The sequence below is a fragment of the Nonomuraea sp. GTA35 genome, from assembly GCF_041950525.1.
Lineage (GTDB): Bacteria > Actinomycetota > Actinomycetes > Streptosporangiales > Streptosporangiaceae > Nonomuraea.
The window spans coordinates 567,717-592,523 of the sequence record NZ_JBGNUV010000004.1; the positions used below are offsets into that span (position 1 = coordinate 567,717).

A 24,807-nucleotide genomic window follows, 5' to 3' on the forward strand; every position below is an offset into this window, starting at 1 on the left:
ATCGGACGCATTTACTCCATGAGGAGCGTTCATGTTAGGTTTCCGGCGTTTGTCCGTCCTCTGTATCGCGGCATTACTCATCACCGCTTGTGGCGGAGGAGGCGATTCGGCCCCGCCATCCAACGGCCCGGAAAAGACCGAAATCAGGATCGGGATGTTGCCGCTCCCGGAGGTGGCGCCCATTCAGCTCGCCATCGACAAGGGGTATTTCGCCGCTGAAGGGCTCACCGTCCAGACGGAGCTGATCTCGGGCGGAGCGGCGGCGATGCCCGACCTGGTCTCCGGCAAGATCGACATCCTGCACAGCAACTACGTCTCCGCCCTGCTCGCCTCGGCCAGCGGCACCGTCAAGATCAAGGTCGTCGGCGACGCGTACGCCGCCCAGCCCGGCAACTTCCTGCTCATGACGAAGAAGGACTCGCCGATCACCGAGATCGCCGACCTCAGGGGCAGGACGATCGGCGTGAACACCCTCAACAACATCTCCACCCTCTCCGTGAGCGCCCTGCTCAAGCCCGCCGGGCTGCGGCCGGAGGACGTCAAGTTCGTCGAGCGGCCGTTCCCGGAGATGGCCGGGGCGCTGGAGAGCGGCCAGGTGGACGTCGCGCTCCTGCCCGAGCCGTTCCACCAGGCCGCGGCGAAGACGCTCGGCGCGGTCACCCTCAGCGACCTGTTCACCGGGCCGCTGGCCGACTTCCCGATCGCCGGTTACCTGGTCACGGAGACCTTCGCCCAGCAGCACCCGAAGGCCGTCGCCGCCTTCCAGCGGGCCCTGCGCAAGGCGGCCGAGCTGGCCCGCTCGGATTCCGCCGAGGTCACCGCCGCGCTGCAGAAGTACACCAAGATCGACCAGGCCACTGCCTCGACGATGAAGCTCGGCGGCTTCTCCACGGCCGTGGACCCGGCACGGGTGCAGCGGGTGGCGGACCTCATGCTCGAGTTCGGCTACCTGAAGCAGAAGTTCGACGTGGCCTCGATCGTGGCCGAAGGCGCCTCCGGCTGACCTTCGTCCGCCCCGCCCGCCGCCGGCGGCTAGCCCAGCAGCCCCAGCCGGCGGGCGGCGGCCGCTGCCTGGGTGCGGGTGGAGACGTCGAGCTTGCCGAGGATGTTGGACACGTGCACGCTCACCGTCTTCTGCGCGATGAACAGCCGCTCCGCGATCTCCCGGTTGGTCAGCCCCTCCGCCACCAGCCGCAGCACCTCGACCTCCCGCGCCGTCAGCCCGCCGTCTCCGTGACCGCCGGAGCCGGAGGTGCCGCCGAAGCGGGCGCGGCGGCCGAAGTCGAGCAGCGCGTTCTCCAGGGGCACGGCGCGCAGCTTGCCCGCCACCTCCCTGGCCAGCTCCCACTCCGTCTGCGCCGCGTCCCGCTCGCCCGCCGCCAGGAGCGCCTCGGCCAGGCGCCACCGGGCACGGGCGGCCTCGTACACGAACCCGTAGCCGAACGCCTCCACCACCCGGCGCCACGACGCCACGTCGAGCCGCCCGTGCACGCGGTGCCACTCGGCCTCCACGCGCAGCGCCCACGCCTGCCCCTCGGGCCCCAGGTGGCCGCCGTCGCCCGTGGGGCCGGCCTCGACGGCCAGGCGCGCGTGGGCGCGCAGCTCGTCGGCACCCTCGGTGGTGCCGAGCTCGGCCAGCGCCCACAGCCCGATGGCGGCCATCCGGACGTTGCCGGACTCGCCGTCCATCTGCCCCGCGAGGACCGCACGTACGTGGTCGAGGGCGGTGGCGGGGTCGCCGTGCCACAGCGCGTGCTCGGCCGCCAGACCTCTCGACATGTAGGAGGCCAGCGGGTCGGACCAGAAGGGCCGCAGCCAGCTCAGCCGGGACTCGACCGCGGGCAGGCCCCGCGCCACCTCGATGAACAGCGCGAACGACGACAGGATCGCCTCCGGCACCGTGCCGACCCGGGCGCCGAAGCCGCTCGCCACCGCCTCCGCCTGATCCCACTCGCCCGCCACGTAGTGGATGAGGAAGCGCAGGAACCGCAGGTCGGTGCCGTAGGTGCTCCACTTGAGCCCGGTCTCGGACGCCATGCGGATGCCGTCGTCGGCCACCTCGGCGGCGTGCGCGAGCAGCCCCTGCTCGTAGTGGATGCGGGCGTGGTGGAAGCGGGCCCGCAGGTCCATGGCCAGGTCGCCGGTGGGCTCGGACATGGCCGCGTCGACCAGCTCGTGGGCCCGGTGCAGATCGCCGCGCAGCTCGACGAGCGTGGCGAGCGTGAGCATGGCGCCCACCTCGGCGTCTCTGGCCCCGGCCGCGCGGGCGGTCTCCAGCGCCCTGGTGGCCAGGGCCTCGACCTCGTGATGCCGCGGGCTCCACAGCAGCGTGCGGGCGTGGGTGGCCATGGCGCGGGCGAGCGTCGCCTGGTCGCCGGCGCTCTCCACCGCGCGCTCGGCCGCCGCGATCGCGCCGTCAGGGTCGTCCGACTCGTACAGGTAGTAGGCGAGCCGCTCGCTCACCTCGGACGTCTGCGGCAGCACGCGGAGCTGCACCACGGCCCGGTGCTTGTCGCCGCTGTCGGCGGCCATGACGGCACTGCGGAAGGCCAGCTCCACGCGGCTCTCCCCGGCCAGCCGCTCGGCGTCGTCCACCCGGTCCCACAGGCCGAGCGCGCGGTCGTAGTGGCTGTGGGCCTCGGCGGGCGCGCCGACCCGCTCGGCCTGCCTGCCCGCCTCGGCGGAGGCCGCCAGCGCCCCGGCCAGGTCGTGGCCGGCCAGGTAGTGGTGGGCCAGCTCGGCGGGCGAGGTGAGCAGGCGGGCGAAGGCGGCGTGCAGCCTGGTGCGCTCGCCGGGCAGCAGGTCGGTGTAGACGGCCTCCTGCAACAGCGCGTGGCGGAAGGCGTAGCCGTGCCCCCGCACCTTGAGCAGCCCGCGCGAGACGATCTCCCTGACCGCCTCCTCGAACTCGGCCAGCGGCAGCCCCGCCACCTCGCGCAGCAGCTCGTCCTCGACGCGGCGCCCGGCCACGGCGGCGGCCCGCAGCACCCGCTGCCCGGCCTCCGACAGCACCTCGACCCTCGACATGAGCAGGCTCGCCAGCCCGTCGGGCAGGCTGTCGCCCTCGGCGATGGCCGCGAACAGCTCCTCCGCGTAGAACGGGTTGCCGTCGGCGCGGGAGACGATGAGGCCGAGCCCCTGGGCGTCCACCTCGCCCAGGGTGGCGACGTAGTCGGACATCTCTCCCGGGTGCAGCGGCCCCAGCTCCAGGCTCATCACGGTGGGCAGGCGCTTGAGCTCGGCCAGCACGGACCGCAGCGGATGGCGGCGGTGCAGGTCGTCGGTGCGGTAGGTGCCGACGACGCAGACCCGCTCGCTCTGCACCATGCGGCTGAGGAAGACCAGCAGGTCGCGGGTGGACCGGTCGGCCCAGTGGAGATCCTCGATCACGAACAGCACCGGCTGCACGTCGGCGAGCAGCCCGAGCAGCGAGCCGAACAGCCGCTGCTGGGTGAGCCCGGTCGAGGGCGCGCTCTCCGTGCCCGGCAGGAGCTGGCCCAGCATCGGGTGGCCGGCGGCCGCCTCGCGCACGGCCGGCTCCGCGCCGCGCAGGGCGTCGGCCAGCGGAAGGTACGGCAGCGCGTCGCCGAGCTCGGCGCACTGCCCGACCAGCACGTTGAACCCGCGCTCGCGGGCCTCGGCGGCCAGCTCGGTGATCAGCCGGGTCTTGCCGATCCCGGCGTCACCGCCGACGAGCGCCACCCCGGCCATGCCGTCGCCGGCGGCGGCCAGCACCCGCACCAGCCCTGCCAGCTCCGCGGATCGCCCGACGAGAAGACCGTTCACGCCTGAAACTATGCCAGAGCCCGGTGACAACCCATTGGTCCGGGAAACTGGCAGGGAATTGGCCCTCTTCGACATACCAAGACCATCCTACGCTGCTCTTTCGTGATATCTCCCACCACGTTCGCCCTCTTCCTGACAACCTCGGCTGTCCTGGTGCTCATCCCCGGGCCGAACCACCTCTACATCACCGCCAGAGGGCTCTCCCAGGGCCGGGCGGCGGGCCTGGTCAGCGCGCTCGGCGTGGAGATCGGCACGCTGATGCACATCGCGGCCGCCGCCGCGGGCCTGTCGTACGTGATCGCCCAGTCCGCCACGCTCTACACGGTGATCAAGTGGGCGGGGGTCGCCTACCTCGTGTACCTGGGGATCCGCGCGTTCACCGGCAAGCAGGCCGAGGCGGGGCGGCCGGAGCCGCAGCCGCTGCGCAAGGTGTTCCTCGAAGGCGTGCTGGTCAACGTGTTCAACCCCAAGACCCTGCTGTTCTTCCTGGCGCTCCTGCCGCAGTTCGTGCGCCCGGAGTCGGGCTCGCCCGCGCTGCAGGTGGTGCTGTTCGGCTGCACGCTGCTGCTCCTGGGGCTGATCTCCGACATCGTGTACGCGCTCACCGCCGGCGCCCTGGGCCGCCGCCTGAACCGCGCGGCCGGCGGCCTCCGGTACGTGAGCGGCGTCGTCTATCTCGGGCTCGGCGTGCTCACGGCGTTCACCGGGAGACAATGAGCCGCATGGCGCCGAGGAAGCAGCAGGAGATCTTCGATGCGACGTTGCGGCTGGTCGCCGAGAAGGGCTACGACGGGCTGACCGTGGAGGGGGTCGCCGAGCGTTCGGGCGTCAACAAGACGACGATCTACCGGTGGTGGCCGTCGAAGGCGGCGCTGCTGGGGGCGGCCCTGATCGAGTCCGACGTGCTCGGCTTCGACGCTCCCGACACGGGGAGCCTGCGCGGCGACCTGGTGGCGCTGGTCGAGGGGGTCAGGCGGCTGCTCACCGAGCCTCCTGGCAGCGACATCGCGGTGGCCGCGCTCGGCGCCGCCGTACGCCATCCCGAGCTGGACGCGCGGCGCTTCTTCGCCGACCGGTTCGCCAGGGAGCGGGAGATCTTCGAGCGCGCGGTGAGCAGGGGCGAGCTGAAGGCCACGGTGGACCCGATGCTGATCGTGGACCTGCTGGCGGGCGCCGTGTGGATGCGGGCGGTCTTCCGCGGGTCGCGGGTGGACGACGACTTCGCCACCGACGCGGTCTCGGCCCTCCTCGACGGCGTCTGACCCGCCACCGGCCAGGGCCCCCACAGCTCCGCTGATATCCGACCGTTTCCATGACGCTCGGCATCGGTAATATCACCAGTCATGCTCGTGATCCATTGATCCCGGTCACCCCCTGTGCGAAGGTCGCGGCACCGAGTCGAGCGACCCCCAGGAGGATTCATGAAGCTCGGGCAGCTCATCCGACGCCTCACCGCGGCCGGGGCCGGGATCGTGATGGCCGGCGCGATCCTGACCGTGCCGGCCGCTCCCGCGCACGCGGCCCCGGGAGGCTCCGGACCCTATCCGGCCGACTACGAGACCACCCTGCGCCTGCCCCGCCACACGGTCTACCGGCCGGCGACCCTGCCCGCAGGCGTGCTCCTGCCCATCGTGGCCTGGGGCAACGGGGCCTGCCGCGCCGACGGCACCTGGTTCGAGAACTTCCTCAAGGAGCTGGCCTCCCACGGCTTCCTGGTCATCGCCAACGGCCGCCCGGGCGGCACCGGCTCCACCGACGCGGACATGCTGATCGACGCGATCGACTGGGCGATCGCCGAGAACGGCCGCCTCGCCAGCAGGTTCCGCGGCCGGATCGACACCACGAAGATCGCCGTGATGGGCCAGTCCTGCGGCGGGCTGGAAGCATACGAGGTGTCGGACGACCCGCGCGTCACGACAACTGGTATCTGGAACAGCGGCATCATGAGCGCCCTGGACAAGGCCCAGCTCGCCCGCCTGCACGCGCCCATCGGCTACTTCATCGGCGGCCCCAGCGACATCGCCTACGAGAACGCGCTCGACGACTGGAACCGCCTGCCCGCCGGGCTGCCCGCGTTCATGGGCAACCTGGACGTGGGGCACTTCGGCACCTACTCCCAGCCCAACGGCGGCGAGTTCGGCCGGGTCGGGGCGCTCTGGCTGAAGTGGCAGCTCAAGGGCGACGCCGCGGCCAGGGCCGCCTTCGTGGGCCCGGACTGCGGGCTCTGCTCCGGCCCTTGGCAGGTCAGGCAGAAGAACCTGTCCTGAGCGGCTAGAGCGACAGCGCGGCCGGGATGCGGTCGAGGACGGGGTGCGGCACCAGCCCGTACGCGTAGAAGTCCACCGCCAGCGCCCCGGCCGCCTTGGCCCCCCGCGCCTTGGCCACCAGCCGGTCGGTGGAGTCGCTGTCGGGGTAGCCCGGCCGCAGCACGGCCCGCACCTCGCGGTCCTTGCCCACCGACCGCAGGTAGGCCCCCACGTCGTCGGCCACCCGCGCCGCGTCACGCGCGTAGGCCAGCACCCCGAACGCGGGCACGAGGTCCCCCAGCGCCACCAGGTCCACCCCGAGCTGCCAGGCGTCGTGCGCGGCCAGCCCGGGCGTGGGCAGCCCGTCGGTGTAGCCCTTGACCGCCCCCGTCGAGTCGATGAACACCAGCTTCGAGCCCTCGCCGGCGACCGCCGAGGCCACCTCGGACACCAGCGTCGTCACCGTCTCGGAGCGGGCGCGGGCGTAGGCCACGACGTCCGGCCCCGCGTACGCGGTCAGCGCCGCCCTGGTGACCTCGCCCTGCGCCGGCGGGTCGCCGTCGAAGACGCCGCCCACGATCCGCGCGCACTCCTCGCGCGCCACCTCGGCGTTCACGCCCAGGTCGGTGGCCCGGCGCATGCAGTAGTCGCAGAAGCACAGCGCGAACAGGTAGGCGTCCATCGGCCCCAGCGGCACGAACGAGCGCTGCGGCTTGAGCGGCCTGAAGTGCAGCGACTCGGCCACCACGCTGTCGACCCCGAGCCTGGCCACCGCCCTGGCCAGCGCGACGGCGTAGTCACGCACGTCGGGGTGGGCGGGGCACAGGTCGGTGAGCGAGCCGCGGTCGCCGAAGCAGTCGCGTACGGTCACGTCGGGATGTTCGGTGCCGAGCGTGGCGTTGCGCAGGAAGACGGTCCAGCCGTGGAGCTTCATGGACCGTTTCGCGCAGGCCTCGCGAAGACCGTCGAAGGCGTCCGCGTAGCCGGGCACGGGAGCCAGCCGGAGCCCGTCGAACAGCTCCGCCGGCGGGGTGAAGTGCGCCCCGTCGTGGCGCAGCGTCAGCCGGGACAGCCCGTGCGGGGTGACGTCGCGGGAGGCGTGGTGCACTGCGCCGACGGTGATGCCGGACACGCCGTAACCGCTGATCCTGTCGAGCACCCGCTCGACGCCCTCGCCGCGCAGGTCCTCGACGAAGACGTACACCGAACTGTCCACAGCCGCACCTCAAGCGCTCTTGTGCGCGACGAAGTCGATCTCCACCAGGATGTCCATCAGGTCGGACCCCACCGTGGTGCGCACGGGGTAGGGCTGGTTGAAGTACGACTTGTACACCTCGTTGAACGCGGCGAAGTCGCGCTTGAGGTGCTGCAGGTGGACCGTGGCCTTGACCACGTCGTCGAAGCCGAGCCCGTGGGCGGCCAGGATGGCGCCGAGGTTGCGCATGGTCTGGTGCGTCTGGGCGGCCACGTCGTCGCCGACGACCTCGCCGCTCTGGGGGTCGAGCGGGCCCGCGCCGGAGGTGTAGACGAAGTCGCCCACGACGAGTCCCTGCGAGTAGGCGCCGATGGGGGCGGCGCCCTCCGTGGTCCGGAGCTCCTTTTTCACTGAATCTCCTAGAAATTCGTGCTTATCGTGCCAACGACACGGTAGTCCCGGTCCACCAGCGGCAGAACTCGCCACTTGTCGAACGCCGTGCAGGGATGGGAGATGCCGAACGCCAGCAGGTCACCGGGCTTGAGCCCAGTGGCGCGGACCACGGTGTGCTGGTCCTGCATCTTCACGATCGTGACGCCGCCGCGGCGCGGGATCGGCAGCCCTTCGTCGTACGGCGCGTCACGCTTGCCCATGCCCACGATGGCCAGCCCCGGCTCGGGCACCGACAGCACGTGCGCCCACACCTCCAAGGCCGGGCGCAGCTCGCCGTCGATGCGGTTGAACGGCGTGCGCTCGCGGTAGTAGCCGTCGTCGTGGGTGACGTAGGCGCCGCTGCGCAGCAGGATCCTGGCCTGGGTGGCGACCAGCTCGCGGCCGATCACGTCGAACCACTGGCTGCCGCCCACGGTGAGGACGGGGTTCCTGACGCGGACGTGCTCCACGGCCTCCTGCAGCGCCGCCAGGTACTTGCGCACCTCGTCGCCCGAGCGCAGCCCGCCCTCGTACCCGGCCACCCCCGCCAGCTCGACGCCGGGCGTCGACTGCGCGTACGAGGCCACCTCCAGCAGCTCGCCGAGGGTCCGGCAGCCGGCCCGCCCGCCCTCGTGCCCCAGCTCCACCAGCACCCTGAACGGCCGGGAGCCGGCGTGCGCGGCGAGGATGTCGATCCCCGCCGTGGAGTCGGCGAAGCTGAGGAGCTCGAAGCCCGGATCCCGCTCCAGCTCGTGGGCGGCCCAGGTGAGGCCGGAGGGATCGACGACCTGGTTCGCCACCAGGATCCGGTCCACCCCGAACGCCCTGACCGTCGCCGCCTGGCGGGGCGTGGCGACCGTGAGCCCCCACGCGCCGGCCGCGAGCTGCATCGCGGCGATCTCGGCGGACATGTGCGTCTTGGCATGGGGCGCCAGCTCCATGCCGTGGTCGCGGACGAAGCCCGCCATCGTCGAGACGTTGTGCTCCAGCGCGTCTCGGTGCACCACCATGGCGGGAAATTCGAGCCCGCCGTCGAAGACCGACTGGCCGAGGATCGCCGGCACAACACCCCCTCTGATTCCGGCTCCGACCTTATCGCTCACGAGGGCCGCAGCGCGCGTCCCGGCGTGGCACCCGTGAGCTCGCCGCCGGCCAGCACGCGCACGCCGGACACGAGCACGTCGTCGATCCCTTCCGCGAGCGTGCGCGGCGCGGGATAGGTGGCCAGGTCGCCCACCGTGGCCGGGTCGAACACCACCACGTCCGCGGCGAACCCGCGCCGCAGCAGCCCCCGGTCCGCCAGCCCGAAGCGCCTGGCGGGATGCGCGGCCAGGTGCACCGCGGCCTGCTCCCACGTCCAGTCGCCCAGCTCCCTGACGTGCCTGCCCAGGAACCTGGCGAACGCGCCGAACCCGCGCGGATGCGGATGGCCGCCCACGTAGATGCCGTCGGAGCCGCCGGTCTGCGAGGGGTGGCGGAGCATCCGGCGTACGGACTCCTCGCCCTGCGGCCCCTCGTCGGGGCGGGCGATGACGACCCCCGCCTCCAGCCGCGTCTCCGTCAGGAGGCGGCGGCAGAGGGCGGCCGGCTCGGCCCCGGCCCGCTCGGCCGCGGCCACCATCGTCAGCCCTTCGGCCCACTCCAGGCCGGGCGCGTGCGAGATCGTCAGCCGGGGCCAGAGCGCGCTCTGGGCCGGCCACCACTCCTCCAGCGCGTCCGAGGCGATCATCTCCAGCGCGGCGTCCTGGTCGGCGCCCGGCACGGACGGCGGCAGCGCGACCATCGCCAGGATCGTGTTGCCGCGCAGGTAGGGGTAGGTGTCGAAGGTGAGGTCCACCCCCTTGCCCAGGGCCTCCTCGACCAGCGGCAGCAGCACGCCCGCCGGCCCGTGCAGGTGCGAGACGTGCACGGCCGCGCCCGAGCGCCCGGCGATCTCCACCACCTCGGCCATCCCCACGCCGGCCCGCTCGCCGTAGGCCCGCATGTGCGTGACGTACGGCAGGCCGCCGAGCGGCGCGCACAGGGCGGCCAGCTCCTCCGCGTCGGCGTAGCGGCCCGGCAGGTACTCCAGCCCGGTCGACAGCCCGACCGCGCCCTCGGACAGCCCGCGCTCCACGCGGCGCAGCATGCCCGCCAGGTCGCCGGGCCCGGCCCGATCGGGCGAGGGGCCCATGACGTCGTAGCGGATGGTGCCGTGGGGCAGCAGGTACGCGGTGTTCAGCGCCACCGCCCTGTCGTAGCCGGAGAGCAGGTCGGCGACGGTCAGCGGCCCGTCCACCAGGGCACCGTTGACCGCCGCGAAGTACCGCGAGGCGTAGGCCACGGTCGCGGCGGATCCGGGCGCGAACGACAGCCCGTCCTGCCCCAGCACGAACGTCGTGACCCCCTGCCGCAGCGCCGCCCGCTGCACGCCGGCGTCGAACACGGCCGCGTCACCGTGCGCGTGGCAGTCCACGAAGCCCGGGGCGACGAACCGGCCCGTCGCGTCGATCACCGTGCCCGCCCGCGCGCCGCCGAGCCTGCCGACCGCCGCGACCCGGTCGCCCGAGATCCCCACGTCCGCCCGGTACGGCGGGGCGCCCGTGCCGTCGAGCACCCGCCCACCGCTGATCACTATGTCGAAGGTCACTCCTGGATTTAATCAGGGACGGGAACGACCGCCCTGGGGCCGCAGGCGCCCTGCTCGCGCACGGGCCGCTCGGCCAGCACGTCGCGGGCCTGCGAGCGGGCCAGGTTCCAGCCGTTCCACGGGTCGGGGCGGTCCAGCCCGTTGGCCTCCACCACGGCCGACAGCACGCAGCTGCGCTGCGGCTCCGGCAGCCGGTCGAGGGCGGGCACCGCCTCCGCGCCCAGGTCACCGAGGTAGTCGGAGTCCATCTTCGCCGGGCCGCGCACCTCCACCTGCGTCTGCGCGACGCGCAGATCGGGGTTGACGAGCGCGAACGCGCCCAGGCTGAGCCCGGTGACCAGCACGATCGTCCGGGGCAGCCAGCCGGAGCCGCGGCCCATGAGCCGCGCCGCGCCCGCCAGCAGCACCAGCGCGAACAGCGCCCCCAGCCACCACACCGTGGCCTGCACGGACAGCCGCAGCCGGGACAGGCCGTAGGCGTCGGTGTAGAGGTTCATGCGGTGCAGGGCCGAGGCGAGCACCACCATCGTCAGCCCGCACAGCACGCCGAGCAGGACGGCCAGCAGCCAGCGCTCGCGCCGCTCCACCCTGAGCAGCCCGGCCGCCACCGCCACGATGGCCAGCACGAACACGCTGACCACCACGAGCTGGAAGAAGCCCTGCCTGGCGTACTCGGCGTAGGTCAGCCCGGCCGTCCTCAGCACCAGGGTGTTCCCGCCGAACAGCGCCGTGATCTGCACCGCCACGAACGCGGCGAACAGCAGGTTCACCGCGGACAGCGGCAGCGCCCAGATGCTCGTGCTGACCCTGAACCTCGTCTCCGGCCCCACGGGGTCGACCACGGGCCGCAGCGCGACCAGCACGACCGCGGCCAGCAGCACCGCGAACAGCGCGAACAGGAAGATCCGTACCGGCGCCGACTCGGCCCAGTCGGGGGTGGTGGTCAGCCGCTCCACGTACGAGGCGAACACCGCGTCCGCCGAGGCGAACAGCAGCCCGAACACCATCAGCAGCACCGCCGTGATGCCCAGCGCGATCACCATCGGCAACACCCGCCGCCTGGCCGTCAGCCGCTTGAGCGGCTTCGCCAGGAACCACGGCACGGGGCCGAGCGCGAGCAGCACGGAAATGCCGCCCCTGATCACGCCCAGCCAGCCGGCGCCCGCGCCGGAGACGGCCAGCGCGCCCAGCCCGGCCCCCGCCACGAGCAGGATCCCGACCAGCCAGTCGGCGTCGCGCACCGCCGCCATCGAGATCAGCCAGTACGCCGTCGCGCCGAACGCCACCGTCCACGGCGTCATCCGCCGCAGCACGGCCGGCAGCGCCGCCGCGCCCACCACCATCGCGACCAGCACGATCCCGAGCCCCACCTGCGCCTCGGGCAGCGCCACCGCGGCGAACACGCCGGCCCCCGCCGCGGCCGGCAGCAGCCATCCGGGCGGGTCGGGCAGCTCGGGCCTGGGGAACAGCGGGGGCGGCACGTAGGGCGGGACCGGCCCCGACTGGCTCCGGTACGGCACCGTCGCCTGGTACGCCGCGGCCGCCGCCCTGCGTCCGGAACCTGCGCCCATGGCCGCGCCCACGGCTCCCAGGACCGCGGTGCAGCCGACGAACGTCAGCAGCGCCATCCCGTCGCCCAGGGTCACGCTGACGAGCACGGCGGCGAACATGCCCACCATGAACCCGACCAGGAGCCCGATGACCGCACCCCCGAGCATCCTGGCCAGGTTGCTGCCGGGGCTCGGCGGCTGGGGCGGCACGTACATCCCCGCCCCCGGCCCGCCTGCCCCGGCCCCGGCCGGTCCCGGCACACCCACACCGATACCGCCCGCTCCCTGGCCGACCACCCCGGCACCACCCGCCACCGGGCCCGCCGCACCGACGCCACCCAACGCGGCGCCACTCGCGCCGGCACCGATGGCGGTCCCCCCGCTCGTCACGGCGCCGGTCGCTGTGATGGCCGGGACGCTCTCGCCGGCCGCCAGATGGGCCGCGCCGCTCTTGCCAGGCGCCGCACCGGCGACAGCCGCATCGGCGGAGGGCGCCTGCGCCGCGACGGCCGCCGCGTCGGCCGGAACGCCCGGGCCGGCCGCGACGTCCTCCCCGGCGGGAGATCCCGCCGCGCCCTCGCCGGGCGCCCGCGCGGCCACGGCCGCGTCACCGGACGCCGCCTGCGCCGCGAGGGTCTCGGCGGGCGCGCCACCCGTCACCGGGTTACCGCCCACCGCAGTGCCACCCACCGCAAGGCGGTCCCCCGCAGTGCCGCCCATCACCGAGCCCACCGCCGGGCCCACCGCCGGGCCCACCGCCGGGCCCGCGTCCGGGCCCGGGTCCGGAGCGGTGCCGGTCGCGCCGGCCCCGAGGACGGGCAAGGCCCCCGCCGCGAGCCCGGGCGCGACGTCCGCGGAACCGCCCGCGCCGCGCGCGTCGTCCGCGACCACGCGCTCCGGCCGCCCGTCGTCCCCCGTCCCGCGCCCGACCTCCAGCGGCATGTCCCCCATCGTCATCCTTCCTGGTAAGTCGACGACCATCCGGCACCCGGCACAGTCGTCGATCCGAATGGATCCCCCGTGCAGCTCGACGATCTCCTTCACGATGGCCAGCCCCAGCCCGGCGCCCCCCGCGTCCGCCGCGCGCCCCGAGTCCAGCCGGGAGAAGCGCTCGAAGACCCGCCCCCGGGCGGAGGAGGGAATGCCGGGCCCCTGGTCGGAGACGACGATCCGCACCCCGGATCCCTCCGCCGCGCCGCCGATGGTCACCACCCCCTCGGCAGGGCTGTGGCGTACCGCGTTGTCGAGCAGGTTCGCCAGGACCTGGGCCAGCAGGTCGGGGTCGGCGCGGACCACCAGGTCGCCGGGGACCGACCGCCGGATCAGCACGTCCTCGCGCGCCAGCGACGCCTCGCGGACCGCCTGCTCGATGAGCGGCGCCAACTCGACGGCCTCGGCCTCGATGAGGCGCGCGCCGGAGTCGAGCCGCGACAGGTCGAGGAGCTGGGCGACCAGGCGGCCGAGCCGCTCGGTCTGGGCGAGCGCGGTGCGCATGGTGACGGGGTCGGGCGCGGAGACGCCGTCCACGACGTTCTCCAGGACGGCGCGCAGGCCGGTGATGGGGGTGCGCAGCTCGTGGCTGACGTTCGCGACGAGCTCGCGCCGCTGCCGGTCCACCTCGCCGAGGTCGGCCGCCATCGCGTTGAACGCCCTGGCCAGCTCGCCCACCTCGTCCCGCGAGGTGGCGCTGACGCGCAGCGTGTAGCTGCCCTTGGCGATGGTCTGGGCGGCGCGGGCCATCTGGCGCAGCGGCTTGGTCATGCCCATGGCCAGCACCTGCACCATGATCAGCGCCAGGATGACGGCGACCGCGATCCGCACCTCGCGGGAGAAGCCGGAGTTGATGCCGACCTCGTTCACCACGAACGCGGTGCCCACGGCCAGCACGATCACGATGCCGAGCTTGACCTTGATCCGGCCGAGGAAGTCCAGGGGGTTCATCGCCTCACCAGGGCGTAGCCGACGCCGTGCACGGTGCGTACGACGTCGGAGCCCAGCTTGCGGCGCAGTGCCCGGACGTGGCTGTCCACGGTCCTGGTGGCCGCCGCCTCGGAGAAGCCCCAGACGTCGGACAGCAGGCGGTCGCGCTCGAAGACCTGCCCCGGCCGCTCGGCCAGGCGGCGCAGCAGGTCGAACTCGGTTCTGGTGAGCTGCGCCTCGGCCCCGCGCACGAACACGCGGCGGGCGGCGGTGTCGATCTCGACCTCGCCCACCCTGATCACCGTGTCCTCGGCGGCGAGCTGGGCCGCCCGCTCCACCCGCCGCAGCAGCGCGTGGATCCTGGCCACCAGCTCGCGCATGCTGAACGGCTTGGCGAGGTAGTCGTCGGCCCCGACGCCGAGCCCGACGAGCACGTCCGTCTCGTCGCCGAGCGCGGTCAGCATGAGCACGGGCACCGGCCTGGCGGCCTGCATCCTGCGGCACACTTCCAGTCCGTCGAGCCCGGGCAACAGCCGGTCGAGGATCACCAGGTCCGGTTCCGCGTTGCCGTACTGGACGAGGGCGTCCTGCCCGTCGCCCGCCACCCTGACGTCGAAGCCTTCGGCCGCCAGGCGGTTGCGTACGGCCAGCGCGATCGTCACGTCGTCCTCGACCACGAGGATGCGTCGCTGCTCTGCCACGTACGCAGCCTAGAAGCACGCTGTGCAGACGACACTCCCAAATTCGTGCACATACCGTGCAGACTTGGCAGGTGAACACCGCCGCATACCTCCGCCGGCTCGGCCTGCCCGGCCTGCTCAACGCCCCCATCAGCGCAGAGACGCTGCGCGCGCTGCACGCCGCGCACGTCGAGAGGGTCTCGTACGAGGCGCTGGAGATCTGGCTCGGCCGCGCCACGACGGTCGATCCCGTGGAGTCCGCCGAGCGCATCATCGGGGGCCGCGGCGGCTACTGCTACCACCTGAACGGCGCGTTCTCGCAGCTCGCCCTGGCCCTCGGCTTCGACGTGACCCGCCACTACGGCGGCGTGCAGGGCCGCGGCAAGGATCCCGGCGTCACCGGCAACCACCTGGTGCTCACCGTGCGCGGCCTGCCCTCCGACGGCAACCCGGGCGGCGAGTGGCTGGCTGACCTGGGGCTCGGCGACGCGCTGCACGAGCCGCTGCCTCTGGTCGCGGGCACGTACCGGCAGGGCCCCTTCACGTACGTGCTGCGGCCGTCGGAGGTGGCACCCGGCGGGTGGCGGTTCGACCACGATCCGAGTGGCTCGTTCGAAGGCATGGACTTCGGGATGGCCCCGGTGGAGATGTCGGCGTTCGCCGACAAGCATGTGGAGCTGACCACATCCCCCACGTCGGGGTTCGTGCGGGTGGCGACGGTGCAGCGGCGGGACGCGTACGGCGTGGACAGCCTGCGCGGGCTGTCCCTGACGCGCCTGGGCAGGGGCGCGCACTCGGTCACGCTGGGCACGGCGCGCGACTACTACGCGGCGCTGGCGGACGTCTTCCTGCTGCCGCTCGACGACGTGAGCGACGGGGAGAAGGACAAGCTCTGGCGCAAGGTGTACGAGGCGCACGAGAGCTGGCTGGCGGGCGGCTCGGCATGATGTCGGCGTGCGTGTCCCATGGGTGAGACCAGGAAGCTGAGCGGTCGCTACCGGCTGCTGAACCCGCTGGGCGCCGGGTCCGTGCGCCTGGCCTTCGACGAGGCGGAGCACCGCGACGTCGCGGTCAGGGAGCTGCGGGTGCCGCCGGAACTGCGCGATTCCGCCCTGTTCGAGGCGCGCAGGGCCACCGGGCTGCGGCACCCGTCGATCGTGCGGGTGCTCGACGTGCTGATCGAGAGCGGCGTGCCGTGGCTGGTCATGGAGTTCGTCTCCGGGGTGTCGCTGGAGCAGGCCGTGCGCTCGCGCCGCCCGCTGCCGGTCCCGCAGGCGGCCAGGGCCGGCGTCTGCGTCCTGTCGGCGCTGGCCGCCGCGCACGGGGCGGGGATCGTGCACGGCCGGGTCGATCCCGGGAACGTGCTGCTCACCGCGACCGGGCGGGCGGTGCTGGCCGGGTTCGGCGCCCCCAGTCTCAGCACGCTGCCCTCGGCCGACCTGTGGTCGCTGGCCGCCACGCTGCACTTCGCGGTCGAGGGCCGGCCGCCGGGTCAGGTACCGGCCGCGGGCGCCGACCCGTTCAGGTCGCTGATCAGGGCGATGCTGCATCCGGCGGGGCCGCCGCCGGTGGAGGTGGTGCGCGAGACGCTCGAGCGGCTGGCCGTGGACCTGCCGCTGGACGCGGTGGTGGAGGCGTCGGGCCCGCTGCCGCCCGCGCGGGTGGCCGCGATCGGGCTGGCCGTGCTCGACCGGCTGGTGGCGGGCGGCGCCTTCCACGGCGGGGTGCAGCCGGGGAACGTGCTCGTCGACGGCTCGGGGCAGGCCCGGCTGACGCCGCTGCTGAGGTCGGGAACGCTCCCGGCCTACACGGCTCCGGAGGGCGCCGCGACCCGGGCCGCGGATCTGTGGTCGCTCGGTGCCACGCTCTTCGCCGCGGTCGAGGGCTCGCCGCCCGCGCCGGGAGCCCCGCTGACCAGGGCGGGGGCGCTGGCTCCCGTGCTGTTCAGGCTGCTGTCGGGCGACCCGGCGCACCGCCCCACCGTGGACGAGCTGCGCCGGGAGCTGCTCGCCGTCGCCGGCGAGCGGGCTTGACGACCCGCACAACAATTGCGATACATCGCGACATGGAACCTCGTGGCGGGTTCACACGTTGGACAGGCGACGCACAATGTGGGAGAGGCGGGGCGCGCGCTCCGCGTTCGGAGGATGTTGAGGATGTCGCCAATACAGAAGTACGCGATTGGCGCAGGCGTCGCGGTCCTGCTCTCGTGGATCATCTTGCCCGGTTGGGTCACCCTGCTGGTCGTCCTCGGCGTGATCGCCGCCCCGGTGGTCGGTTACCTGATGCTCGACCCGTCGCAGCGTGAGCGGCTCAAGAGGGCCCGCAGGCGCGGCATCGGCCACTGAGCCCTGCTCGCCCTCGCGGCGGGGGCCTCAGGCCTCCGCCGCGGCCAGCGCGGCCTGCACGCGCTGGGTCACCCTTCTCTCCACGTAGAAGGACAGGAACGGGACCGTGCCGCCCAGCATGATGCCCGCCATGTACGGCCACGACCAGCGCGCCTTCATGCCCAGGTTCATGACCGCGATCAGGTAGATCATGTAGAGCCCGCCGTGGATGGGGGCGATCGTCTGCGACAGGGACGGCTCACCGAAGCCGTACCTCAGGACCATGCCCACGCAGAGCACGAGCAGCATGACCCCGACCACGTACGCGAGCGCCCGGAAGGGCTTGAGAGCCGATTCCACCGTTAACCTTCCAGAACCATCTCAGGGGACGACTTGCCGCGGTCCCGGTCGCTTCGCACGGCGTCGCGCACGAAGTGGAACCACATGAAGACGGCGAATCCAGCGAAGATCCACCAGTTGGCGGCGTAAGCCAGGTTACGCCACGTCAGCGTGCCGCCGACCACCGGCGGATCCACCTTGACCTGCGTCAACGAGCCCGAGGCCGGCTGCGCGACGAGGTAGCCGGTGCGGACCTGCTGCCCGCTCCACAGGTTGACCAGCTCGCCTGTGGACACCGTCTGCACCTGGCCGGCGGGCAGGCCCTCGGCGCGCCGCTGCACGCTGTCGGTGCCCTGCTGCGGCCGCAGCCGCCCGGACACCGTGACCCGGCCCTCCGGCACGGCCGCGACGCCCGGGTCGTCGGCCTCGGCCGCCCAGCCGCGCACGACCGGCACGAGCGTGCCGTCGTCGAGCCTGATCGGGGTGAGCACCCAGTAGCCGTCGCCGTGCGAGGCCCTGCCGCCGGGGGCGTCGACGTCGGCCCGCCGGTCGGCGACCAGGAGCTGGCGATCGGCCTCGTAGACGCCCTCGGCCGTGACCCTGCGGCCCACGAACTCACCGTCGAGCTGAGCGCCGGGCCTGGCGAGCGTGGCGACCGCGACGGGCTCGGGGTCCGTGGAGACGCGCGGCTTTCCTGAATCCTGGAAGACGCCGAGCTGCCAGCGGCCGAGCAGGATGAACGCCACGAGGACCCCGATCGTGAGCAGGTGCAGCCCCATGAGGCGCGCGGAGAACAGGGTCCTGAGCATGCTTCAAAGCTATCCGGCCGGTGGGGTGGTCCCCTAATCAGCCCATCGCTATGGATCCCGCCAAAAGACGCAAACGTCGCAGGCGAGCACGCTAGGCTGCTGCCCATGTCTGACCAGCACATTGACCCGGCGGGCAACACCCAGGCCTTCCGCGCGTTCGCCAACGCGCGCGAGCAGGAGGCCTCGGCCAAGCCGAAGAAGTCGCCCCTCGTGCCCATCATCGCGGTCGTCGCCGCCATCGTGATCATCGGCGTCGCCGCCTTCCTGCTGCTCCAGTAAGACAGCCGACTGCTTCACCCGCCGCGGGGGCCGTGGCGGGTTTTCGTCGTTCCCGGCAACGGATACATTGGACTTAGTGTCCAATAAGACCGGGAGGAGCCCGTGGGTGAGCCAGGGATCGTGATCGTCGGATCCGGATTCGCCGGGATCTGCATGGCCATCAAGCTCAAACAGGCCGGTCACCACGACTTCGTCATCCTGGAGAAGGCCGGGGAGCTGGGCGGCACCTGGCGCGACAACAGCTATCCCGGCTGCGCGTGCGACGTGCCGTCGCACATGTACTCGTACTCGTTCGAGCTGAACCCGGACTGGTCGCGGATGTTCGCGCCGCAGGAGGAGATCCAGGCATACCTGCGTGCCTGCGCCGCGAGGTACGGCATCACCCCGCACATCCGGTACGGCAAGCACGTCGTCTCGATGGAGTACGACGACGCCGCCCGGGCCTGGACGGTCACCACGGAGGACGGCGACACCCTGCGCCCGAAGGCGGTGATCTCCGCGATCGGCGCCCTCCACATCCCGAAATTTCCGGAAATACCCGGGCGCGAATCGTTCGCCGGCCCCGCCTTCCACTCCGCCGAATGGGACCACTCCGTGGACCTGACCGGCAAGCGCGTGGCCGTCGTCGGCACCGGCGCCTCCGCCGTCCAGTTCGTCCCCCAGCTCGCCCGCACCGCCCGCCACGTCACCGTCTTCCAGCGCACGGCCCCCTGGCTGCACCCCAAGCCGGACTTCGCCTTCCCCTCCGCCGCCCGGCGGCTCCTGCGCCTGCCCGGCGCGGCCAGAACCCTGCGCGCCGGCATCTACTGGGCCCTGGAGACCAGGGCGCTGGGCTTCGCCGTGGACCCCCGCCTGATGAAGGCCCACGAGCAGCTCGCGCTCCGGCACCTGCGCGCCCAGGTGCCCGACCCGGAGCTGCGCCGCGCGCTCACCCCCGACTACCTCATCGGCTGCAAGCGCATCCTCGTCTCCAGCGACTACTATCCGGCCCTGACCAGGCAGAACGTCTCGCTCGTCACCGACGGGATCACCGAGATCCGCGAGCACTCCCTCGTGGCGGGGACGGAGCACGAGGCCGACGCGATCGTCTACGGCACCGGCTTCAGGGTGACCGACGCGCTCACCGAGCAGCGGATCATCGGCAGGGGCGGCCTGAAGCTCCAGGAGGCCTGGCGCGACGGGATCGAGGCCTACCTCGGCATCACCACCGCGGGCTTCCCCAACCTGTTCTTCCTCCTCGGCCCCAACACCGGGCTCGGCCACAACTCGGTCGTCTTCATGATCGAGTCGCAGGCGCGCTACGTCGTCGAGTGCCTGCGCCTGCTCTCCCGCACCCAGGCCGTGGCCGTGGACGTGCGGCCGCAGGCGCAGCGGGCGTTCAACGACCGGCTGCGGGCCCGGCTCGACCCGCTGGTCTGGAACGCGGGCGGCTGCCGCTCCTGGTACCTGGACGAGCACGGGGTGAACCGGACGATCTGGCCGGGCTTCACCTTCGAGTACTGGGCGCGTACCCGGAGGGTGAAGCCCGGCGCCTACGAGCTCATCTACTAGGGGCGACCACCAACGCGCTGCCGCCCCCGCGGCGGGACGGCTCGGCCACGGCCTGGATCCGGTTCCTGCTCAGGAACTCCAGCGCCGTGGCGGCCCCGATCTCCGGGTTCAGCGCGAAGCTGTGCCCCCTGGCCTCCAGCTCGGCGCGGTGCCGGTCCAGGAACGCCTGCTCGGCCTGCGTCTGCGCGGTGTTGCGCTGGGTGGCGCGCGGCGCGGCGAGCGCGTCGGGCAGGCTCATGCCGAACTCGTACCGGTTGATCAGGATCTGCAGCACGGTCGTGATGATCGTGGATCCGCCGGGTGAACCGGCCGCCAGCACCGGCCTGCCGTGGTCGAACACCAGCGTCGGCGCCATCGACGAGCGCGGCCGCTTGCCGGGGCCCGGCAGGTTCGGGTCGCCGGGGGCGGGGCCGAAGGTGAAGTCGGTCAGCTCGTTGTTGAGCAGCACGCCACGGCCCGGCACCACGATGCCGTTGCCGCCGGTGGACTCGATGGTCAGGTTGTAGGCGATCACGTTGCCCCAGCGGTCGGCCACGACCAGGTGCGTGGTCTCGGGGCCCTCCTGGGCGACCGGGGTGGCGGCGCCGGTGGGCGGAGCGCAGCCCTCGTACGAGCCGTCGGGCTCGCCGGGCGCGGCCGGATGCGGCATGGCGGCGCCGCCGACCAGGCAGGCCCGCTCCTTGGCGAAGCCGTCGGACAGCAGCTCGCGCAGCGGCACGCCGGGGATGTCGCCGACGTACTTGCCGCGATCGGCGAAGGCCAGCCTGGACGCCTCCAGGTACTCGTGCAGGCCGACCTGCGGCAGCGCCTCCAGGATGTTCAGCGCCTCGCCGACCGTGGAGCCGCCGGAGGAGGGCGGGGCCATGCCGTACACGTCCATGCCCTTGTAGGAGACCTTGGTGGGCTCGCGCATGATGGCACGGTAGGCCCGCAGGTCGGACAGCTCCATCAGGCCCGGCCGGACGTTGCGGGTGCTGCCCGGGGTGACCGGCGGGTTCTTGACCGTGGCCACGACCTCCTGGCCGAGCCGGCCGCCGTACAGCCAGCCGGGGCCCCGCTTGCCCAGCTCGCGGTAGGTGTCGGCGAGCTCGGGGTTCCTGAAGATCGAGCCGACGGGCGGCGGGGCGCCGTTCGGGAGGTAGAGCTGGGCCGTGGAGGCGATGTCCTTGAAGCGGCCGGCGTTGGCGGCGGTCTGGTCGTAGAACGTCTGGTCCACCACGAAGCCCTTGGAGGCCACCTCGATCGCCGGCTGGAGCGCCTGCTTGAGGGAGATCGTGCCGAACCTGCGCAGGGCCAGGTCCCAGTTCGCGACCGTGCCCGGCACGCCCGCCGACAGGCCGCTGGTCACGGCCTCCTCGAACGGGATGCCCTCCAGCGAGGTGGCGGTCATGGCCCGCGGGGCGGTCTCGCGGCCGTCGATCGTGAACACCTCGCGCCGCCTGGCGTCGTAGTAGACCATGAAGCCGCCGCCGGCCAGCCCGGCCGAGTACGGCTCCGTGACGCCCAGCACCGCGCCCGCCGCGACCGCGGCGTCCATGGCGTTGCCGCCCTTCCTCAGCACGGAGATGGCGGCCTTGCTGGCGTCGAGGTCGACGGTGGCCACCGCGCCGCCGTACCCTTCGGCGACGGGGACCTTCTGTGTATGGGCCTGCTGTGTATGAGTCTGCTGTGCGAGCGCGGCGGGCGCGGGCACGAGCGAGACGAGGACTGCTGCTGCGGGAATGATCGCACGGCGCATGGTCCCACCATGGCCCAGGTACGCCCCGCGTGGTAGGGCCTCCTCACACATAGGGATGATGTGCTGGTCAGGAGGGGTGATCTAGCGTGGGTGGCGTGCGCAGGAAGAACGGGTTCGACCCCTATCTCGCCCTGATCGTGGCGGTCGCCCAGATGGTGATCGCCAAGGGCGCCTCCTGGGGGCAGCGGCTGGATCGGGAGGCGCTCGACCCCTACGCGTACGTGCTGCTGCTGATCGGCCCGCTCGCGGTGCTGCTGCACCGCCGCTTCCCGCTGCTCACGACCGCCGCCGCGCTGGCCGCCTGCGACCTGTTCCTGATCGGCGGGTATGCCTACGGCCCCACCTTCATCAGCCCCGGCGTCCTGCTGGTCCTCCTGGTGCTGCGCGGCAGGAGGCTGATGGCCTGGGTGATGGCCGGGATGACGCTGCTGTCGTTCCTCACCTACGCCTGGATGGTCGGCAACCGCGACCTGTTCCACAGCGTGTGGATCCTGACCTCCATCATGTTGCTCATGGTCGTGGCCGAGCTGGTCAGGACCGTCAGGGAGCGCAGGGCCGAGCGGGAGCGCACCGCCGAGGAGGAGGCCAGGCGGCAGGCCAGCGAGGAGCGGCTGACGATGGCGCAGGAGCTGCACGACGTGCTGGCGCACAACATCTCGCTCATCCACGTGCAGGCCTCGACCGCGCTGCACCTCATCGACGCCAACCCCGAGCAGGCCAGGACCGCCCTGGCCACGATCAAGACGGCCTCCAAGGAGGTGCTCGGCGAGATGCGCTCGGTGCTGAACGTGCTGCGCGAGGGCGCGCCCCGCTCCCCCACGGCCGGGCTCGACCGGCTCGACGAGCTGATCGAGCGCTGCGGGGTGGACGTGACGCTCAAGCGCGTCGGTTCCCGGCCGCTTCCCCCGCAGGTGGAGCGGGCGGCGTACCGGATCGTCCAGGAGTCGCTCACGAACGCCGCCAGGCACGCGCCCGGCGCGGCGGTGGACGTGCGGCTGGAGTACGGCGAGCAGGAGCTGATCCTGCGGGTCAGCGACTCCGGCTCCGGCACCACCGGCGCGCTGTCCGAGTCGGGCAGCGGCAACGGCATCCCCGGCATGCGCGAGCGGGCCTCCGCGCTCGGCGGCACGCTGGTCGCCGGACCTTCCGGCACCGGCTTCGAGGTCGAGGCCCGGCTGCCCCTACCCGAGGAGACGTCATGATCAAGGTTCTGCTGGCGGACGACCAAGCGCTGGTCCGCGCGGGCTTCAAGGCGCTGCTCGACGCCCAGCCTGACATGACCGTGGTGGCCGAGGCGTCCGACGGCGCGCAGGCCGTCCGGCTGGCGGGCGAGCATCAGCCGGACGTCGTGCTCATGGACATCCGCATGCCGGGCACCGACGGCCTCACCGCCACCCGCCAGATGCCGCCGGGGCCGCACATCATCATCCTGACGACGTTCGAGCTGGACGAGTACGTCTTCGAGGCGCTGCGCGGCGGCGCCAGCGGCTTCCTGGTCAAGGACACCGAGCCGGCCGAGCTGATCCAGGCGGTGCGGGTGGTGGCGGCCGGCGAGGCGCTGCTGTCGCCCAGCGTGACCCGGCGGCTGATCGCCGAGTACGCCTCCCGCGCCAAGGAGCCGGTCGCCGCCGACGGCCTCGACCAGCTCACCGAGCGCGAACGCGAGGTGCTCGCCCTGGTCGGCACCGGGATGACGAACGACGAGATCGCGGCCAAGCTGTTCATGTCCCCGGCGACCGCGAAGACGCACGTGAGCCGGGCCATGATGAAGCTGCACGCCCGCGACCGCGCCCAGCTCGTCGTCATCGCCTACGAGTCGGGCCTGGTCAAGCCCGGCTGGCTGTGACGCCCGCCCCGAACCACCGCTCGGCCGCCTCGGCCAGCCCGTCGGCGCCCGCCCAGGCCACGTAGCCGTCGGGGCGGATCAGCAGCGCGCCGGCGGGCGGGTCGTCGCAGCGGGCGCGCACCACGTCGATCCAGCCGCCGTCGAGGTCCGCCCCGAGGTCCGCGCCGAGGCCGAAGTCGAGCAGGACGGGGCGGGCCGCGCGCATCAGCTCGGCCACCCGGCCTCCGCCCGCCAGCTCCAGATCGGGCACGAACCGCCCGGCCAGCGGATGCTCCGGCACCCCGGACACGCCGTCAGCCGGACGTTCCGGCGGCCCGTACGCGACGCCGGAGTCCTGCAGCAGCCGGGCCAGGTGCCGCGCCGGCTCCGGGAAGGCGAACACCTCGCCGAGCAGCTCGCGCAGCGCCAGCCCGTCCTCGCCCTCGACGCGGTCGATCGCCGCCTGCGCGCGCGTCTGCATGAGCGTGCGCGCCCCGACCGGCCGGCGCTCGGCGTCGTACGTGTCGAGCAGCTCGTCCGGCACGCGCCCCAGCAGCACGCCGGCCAGCTTCCAGGCGAGGTTGGCCGCGTCCGTCATGCCCACGTTGAGCGCCGAGCCGCCCGCCGGGAACAGGTGGGCGGCGTCCCCCGCCACGAACACCCGCCCGGCCCGGTACCGTTCGGCCAGCCGGGCCTGGGCGACCGTGCTGGACAGCCAGATCGGCTCGCCGAGCGGGAGGTCCCTGCCCAGCACGCGGCGCACGGCCGCGCGGAAGTCGTCCAGGGTGACGGGGCCGTCGGGCAGCACGGCCGGCTCGTGTACGCCGGCGATGAGCACGCCGTCCTGCAGGGAGGTGAGCAGCACGCGGCCGTGCGGCGTGCGGTTCCAGCCCGGCTGGAGGCCGTCCGACTCCAGGCTCTCGAAGACCTTGACGTCGGCCTTGAAGTGGCCGACCAGCAGCCCCTCCTCGTCCGTGGTGCCGGGGAAGCCGATCCCGGCCCACTCCCGTACGCGGCTGCGCGCGCCGTCGCAGCCGACGGCGTACCGGGCGCGGATCCGCGTGTCCGCGACGCCGAGCGTCACCCCTTCCTCGTCCTGCGCCAGCGAGCGCACCTCGCAGCCGCGCCTGATCTCGACGCCGAGCTCGCGCGCCCGCTCGGCCAGCAGCCGCTCCAGCCGGGGCTGCTGGATGAGCAGCAGCCGCAGCGGCATGTCGTCGATCCCCTCGAAGCTCAGCGGCACCCCGGCGAACGGGAAGCCGGCGGCCCGGCCCGCGAACGGGCTGCCCTCGCTGAAACGCTCCAGCAGCCCCCGGTGGTCGAGCAAGTCGACGATCTGCCCGCCCAGCCCGTTGGCCTTGGGCAGCTCGCTCGGCTCGGCCCTCTTCTCCAGCACGACGGGGCGCACGCCGGCCAGGCTCAGCTCGCACGCGAGCATCAGCCCGACGGGGCCCGCCCCCACGATCAGCACATCCTCCATGTCTGTCAGGCTAGATTGACA

22 protein-coding genes are annotated in these 24,807 nt (G+C 72.9%); 11 read left to right on the plus strand and 11 right to left on the minus strand.

Annotation, left to right across the window (positions count from 1 at the left end; translation table 11 throughout):
• Positions 1-79 precede the first annotated feature (79 nt).
• Positions 80-1,003 carry an ABC transporter substrate-binding protein gene (locus ACBJ32_RS21130; protein WP_375128462.1) on the plus strand — a complete coding sequence of 308 codons (924 nt, stop codon included), beginning with the start codon at positions 80-82 and terminating at the stop codon, positions 1,001-1,003.
• A 29-nt stretch (positions 1,004-1,032) separates the two neighbouring features.
• Here ACBJ32_RS21130 and ACBJ32_RS21135 read toward each other — a convergent pair whose 3' ends face one another.
• Complete coding sequence (locus tag ACBJ32_RS21135; protein ID WP_375128157.1) at positions 1,033-3,786, minus strand: AAA family ATPase; 2,754 nt, start codon at positions 3,784-3,786, stop codon at positions 1,033-1,035.
• A 102-nt stretch (positions 3,787-3,888) separates the two neighbouring features.
• On the opposite strand from ACBJ32_RS21135, the gene ACBJ32_RS21140 reads away from it, so the two are divergent.
• The 3 genes from ACBJ32_RS21140 to ACBJ32_RS21150 all read left to right on the plus strand — a co-directional run bounded on the left by ACBJ32_RS21140 (position 3,889) and on the right by ACBJ32_RS21150 (position 6,053).
• On the plus strand, positions 3,889-4,503 hold the full coding sequence (locus tag ACBJ32_RS21140; RefSeq protein WP_357874108.1) for a LysE family translocator: 615 nt from the start codon (positions 3,889-3,891) through the stop codon (positions 4,501-4,503).
• Positions 4,504-4,508: 5 nt separating this feature from the next.
• Complete coding sequence (locus ACBJ32_RS21145; RefSeq protein ID WP_375128158.1) at positions 4,509-5,048, plus strand: TetR/AcrR family transcriptional regulator; 540 nt, start codon at positions 4,509-4,511, stop codon at positions 5,046-5,048.
• A gap of 159 nt (positions 5,049-5,207) precedes the next feature.
• Positions 5,208-6,053, plus strand: coding sequence for an alpha/beta hydrolase (locus ACBJ32_RS21150; protein WP_375128159.1), 846 nt, complete (start codon positions 5,208-5,210; stop codon positions 6,051-6,053).
• 4 nt (positions 6,054-6,057) lie between these two features.
• On the opposite strand, the gene ACBJ32_RS21155 is transcribed toward ACBJ32_RS21150, so the two are convergent.
• Genes ACBJ32_RS21155 through ACBJ32_RS21180 form a run of 6 tightly spaced genes read right to left on the minus strand, consistent with a single transcriptional unit; the run spans position 6,058 to position 14,459 of the window.
• Positions 6,058-7,248: a hypothetical protein gene (locus tag ACBJ32_RS21155; RefSeq protein WP_375128160.1), complete on the minus strand. Its 1,191-nt coding sequence runs from the start codon at positions 7,246-7,248 to the stop codon at positions 6,058-6,060.
• 9 nt (positions 7,249-7,257) lie between these two features.
• On the minus strand, positions 7,258-7,638 hold the full coding sequence (locus ACBJ32_RS21160) for a Rid family detoxifying hydrolase (protein WP_357874096.1): 381 nt from the start codon (positions 7,636-7,638) through the stop codon (positions 7,258-7,260).
• Between the two features lie 8 nt (positions 7,639-7,646).
• Positions 7,647-8,723 (minus strand): alanine racemase, encoded by a 1,077-nt coding sequence (locus tag ACBJ32_RS21165; protein ID WP_375128161.1) that lies wholly within the window; start codon positions 8,721-8,723, stop codon positions 7,647-7,649.
• 35 nt (positions 8,724-8,758) lie between these two features.
• Positions 8,759-10,288 (minus strand): amidohydrolase family protein, encoded by a 1,530-nt coding sequence (locus ACBJ32_RS21170; protein ID WP_375128162.1) that lies wholly within the window; start codon positions 10,286-10,288, stop codon positions 8,759-8,761.
• 8 nt (positions 10,289-10,296) lie between these two features.
• Positions 10,297-13,779 carry a DUF4153 domain-containing protein gene (locus tag ACBJ32_RS21175; RefSeq protein WP_375128163.1) on the minus strand — a complete coding sequence of 1,161 codons (3,483 nt, stop codon included), beginning with the start codon at positions 13,777-13,779 and terminating at the stop codon, positions 10,297-10,299.
• Positions 13,776-14,459 (minus strand): response regulator transcription factor, encoded by a 684-nt coding sequence (locus tag ACBJ32_RS21180; RefSeq protein WP_168008205.1) that lies wholly within the window; start codon positions 14,457-14,459, stop codon positions 13,776-13,778. The genes ACBJ32_RS21175 and ACBJ32_RS21180 overlap by 4 nt, the downstream gene beginning before the upstream one ends.
• Before the next feature lie 71 nt (positions 14,460-14,530).
• On the opposite strand from ACBJ32_RS21180, the gene ACBJ32_RS21185 reads away from it, so the two are divergent.
• The 3 genes from ACBJ32_RS21185 (at position 14,531) to ACBJ32_RS21195 (ending at position 16,786) form a co-directional block, all read left to right on the plus strand.
• Positions 14,531-15,385: an arylamine N-acetyltransferase gene (locus tag ACBJ32_RS21185; RefSeq protein WP_375128164.1), complete on the plus strand. Its 855-nt coding sequence runs from the start codon at positions 14,531-14,533 to the stop codon at positions 15,383-15,385.
• A gap of 18 nt (positions 15,386-15,403) precedes the next feature.
• Complete coding sequence (locus ACBJ32_RS21190) at positions 15,404-16,471, plus strand: protein kinase (RefSeq protein WP_375128165.1); 1,068 nt, start codon at positions 15,404-15,406, stop codon at positions 16,469-16,471.
• A gap of 123 nt (positions 16,472-16,594) precedes the next feature.
• Positions 16,595-16,786, plus strand: a complete 192-nt coding sequence (locus ACBJ32_RS21195; protein ID WP_357874074.1) for a hypothetical protein — start codon at positions 16,595-16,597, stop codon at positions 16,784-16,786.
• Between the two features lie 27 nt (positions 16,787-16,813).
• Here ACBJ32_RS21195 and ACBJ32_RS21200 read toward each other — a convergent pair whose 3' ends face one another.
• Complete coding sequence (locus ACBJ32_RS21200; RefSeq protein ID WP_225271828.1) at positions 16,814-17,125, minus strand: DUF3817 domain-containing protein; 312 nt, start codon at positions 17,123-17,125, stop codon at positions 16,814-16,816.
• Between the two features lie 2 nt (positions 17,126-17,127).
• Positions 17,128-17,913 (minus strand): SURF1 family protein, encoded by a 786-nt coding sequence (locus ACBJ32_RS21205; RefSeq protein WP_375128166.1) that lies wholly within the window; start codon positions 17,911-17,913, stop codon positions 17,128-17,130.
• Positions 17,914-18,018: 105 nt separating this feature from the next.
• Here ACBJ32_RS21205 and ACBJ32_RS21210 point away from each other — a divergent pair, with 105 nt between their 5' ends.
• Positions 18,019-18,192, plus strand: a complete 174-nt coding sequence (locus ACBJ32_RS21210; protein WP_357874068.1) for a hypothetical protein — start codon at positions 18,019-18,021, stop codon at positions 18,190-18,192.
• 102 nt (positions 18,193-18,294) lie between these two features.
• A complete protein-coding gene (locus tag ACBJ32_RS21215) occupies positions 18,295-19,743 on the plus strand; it encodes a flavin-containing monooxygenase (RefSeq protein ID WP_375128167.1) in 1,449 nt (482 codons plus the stop codon).
• Here ACBJ32_RS21215 and ACBJ32_RS21220 read toward each other — a convergent pair.
• The gene (locus tag ACBJ32_RS21220) at positions 19,733-21,481 is read right to left on the minus strand and encodes a gamma-glutamyltransferase family protein (RefSeq protein ID WP_375128168.1); all 1,749 of its coding nucleotides are present in this window, start codon (positions 21,479-21,481) and stop codon (positions 19,733-19,735) included. The two genes, ACBJ32_RS21215 and ACBJ32_RS21220, sit on opposite strands and share 11 nt — an antisense overlap.
• 95 nt (positions 21,482-21,576) lie before the next feature.
• On the opposite strand from ACBJ32_RS21220, the gene ACBJ32_RS21225 reads away from it, so the two are divergent.
• Positions 21,577-22,683, plus strand: coding sequence for a sensor histidine kinase (locus tag ACBJ32_RS21225; RefSeq protein ID WP_375128169.1), 1,107 nt, complete (start codon positions 21,577-21,579; stop codon positions 22,681-22,683).
• Positions 22,680-23,327, plus strand: a complete 648-nt coding sequence (locus tag ACBJ32_RS21230) for a response regulator transcription factor (protein WP_185109860.1) — start codon at positions 22,680-22,682, stop codon at positions 23,325-23,327. Before ACBJ32_RS21225 ends, ACBJ32_RS21230 begins: the two co-directional genes overlap by 4 nt.
• Here the strand turns inward: ACBJ32_RS21230 and ACBJ32_RS21235 are convergent.
• Positions 23,308-24,786 carry an FAD-dependent monooxygenase gene (locus ACBJ32_RS21235; RefSeq protein ID WP_375128170.1) on the minus strand — a complete coding sequence of 493 codons (1,479 nt, stop codon included), beginning with the start codon at positions 24,784-24,786 and terminating at the stop codon, positions 23,308-23,310. The two genes, ACBJ32_RS21230 and ACBJ32_RS21235, sit on opposite strands and share 20 nt — an antisense overlap.
• Between the last annotated feature and the right edge of the window lie 21 nt (positions 24,787-24,807).

What these genes read in the sequence shown, in the direction of transcription:
- ACBJ32_RS21230 (WP_185109860.1), top strand. Translation starts at nt 22,680, where the DNA reads ATGATCAAGGTTCTGCTGGCGGACGACCAAGCGCTGGTCCGCGCGGGC.
- ACBJ32_RS21150 (WP_375128159.1), top strand. Translation starts at nt 5,208, where the DNA reads ATGAAGCTCGGGCAGCTCATCCGACGCCTCACCGCGGCCGGGGCCGGG.
- ACBJ32_RS21190 (WP_375128165.1), top strand. Translation starts at nt 15,404, where the DNA reads ATGGGTGAGACCAGGAAGCTGAGCGGTCGCTACCGGCTGCTGAACCCG.
- ACBJ32_RS21195 (WP_357874074.1), top strand. Translation starts at nt 16,595, where the DNA reads ATGTCGCCAATACAGAAGTACGCGATTGGCGCAGGCGTCGCGGTCCTG.
- ACBJ32_RS21220 (WP_375128168.1), bottom strand. Translation starts at nt 21,481, where the DNA reads ATGCGCCGTGCGATCATTCCCGCAGCAGCAGTCCTCGTCTCGCTCGTG.
- ACBJ32_RS21205 (WP_375128166.1), bottom strand. Translation starts at nt 17,913, where the DNA reads ATGCTCAGGACCCTGTTCTCCGCGCGCCTCATGGGGCTGCACCTGCTC.
- ACBJ32_RS21145 (WP_375128158.1), top strand. Translation starts at nt 4,509, where the DNA reads ATGGCGCCGAGGAAGCAGCAGGAGATCTTCGATGCGACGTTGCGGCTG.
- ACBJ32_RS21235 (WP_375128170.1), bottom strand. Translation starts at nt 24,786, where the DNA reads ATGGAGGATGTGCTGATCGTGGGGGCGGGCCCCGTCGGGCTGATGCTC.
- ACBJ32_RS21210 (WP_357874068.1), top strand. Translation starts at nt 18,019, where the DNA reads ATGTCTGACCAGCACATTGACCCGGCGGGCAACACCCAGGCCTTCCGC.
- ACBJ32_RS21175 (WP_375128163.1), bottom strand. Translation starts at nt 13,779, where the DNA reads ATGAACCCCCTGGACTTCCTCGGCCGGATCAAGGTCAAGCTCGGCATC.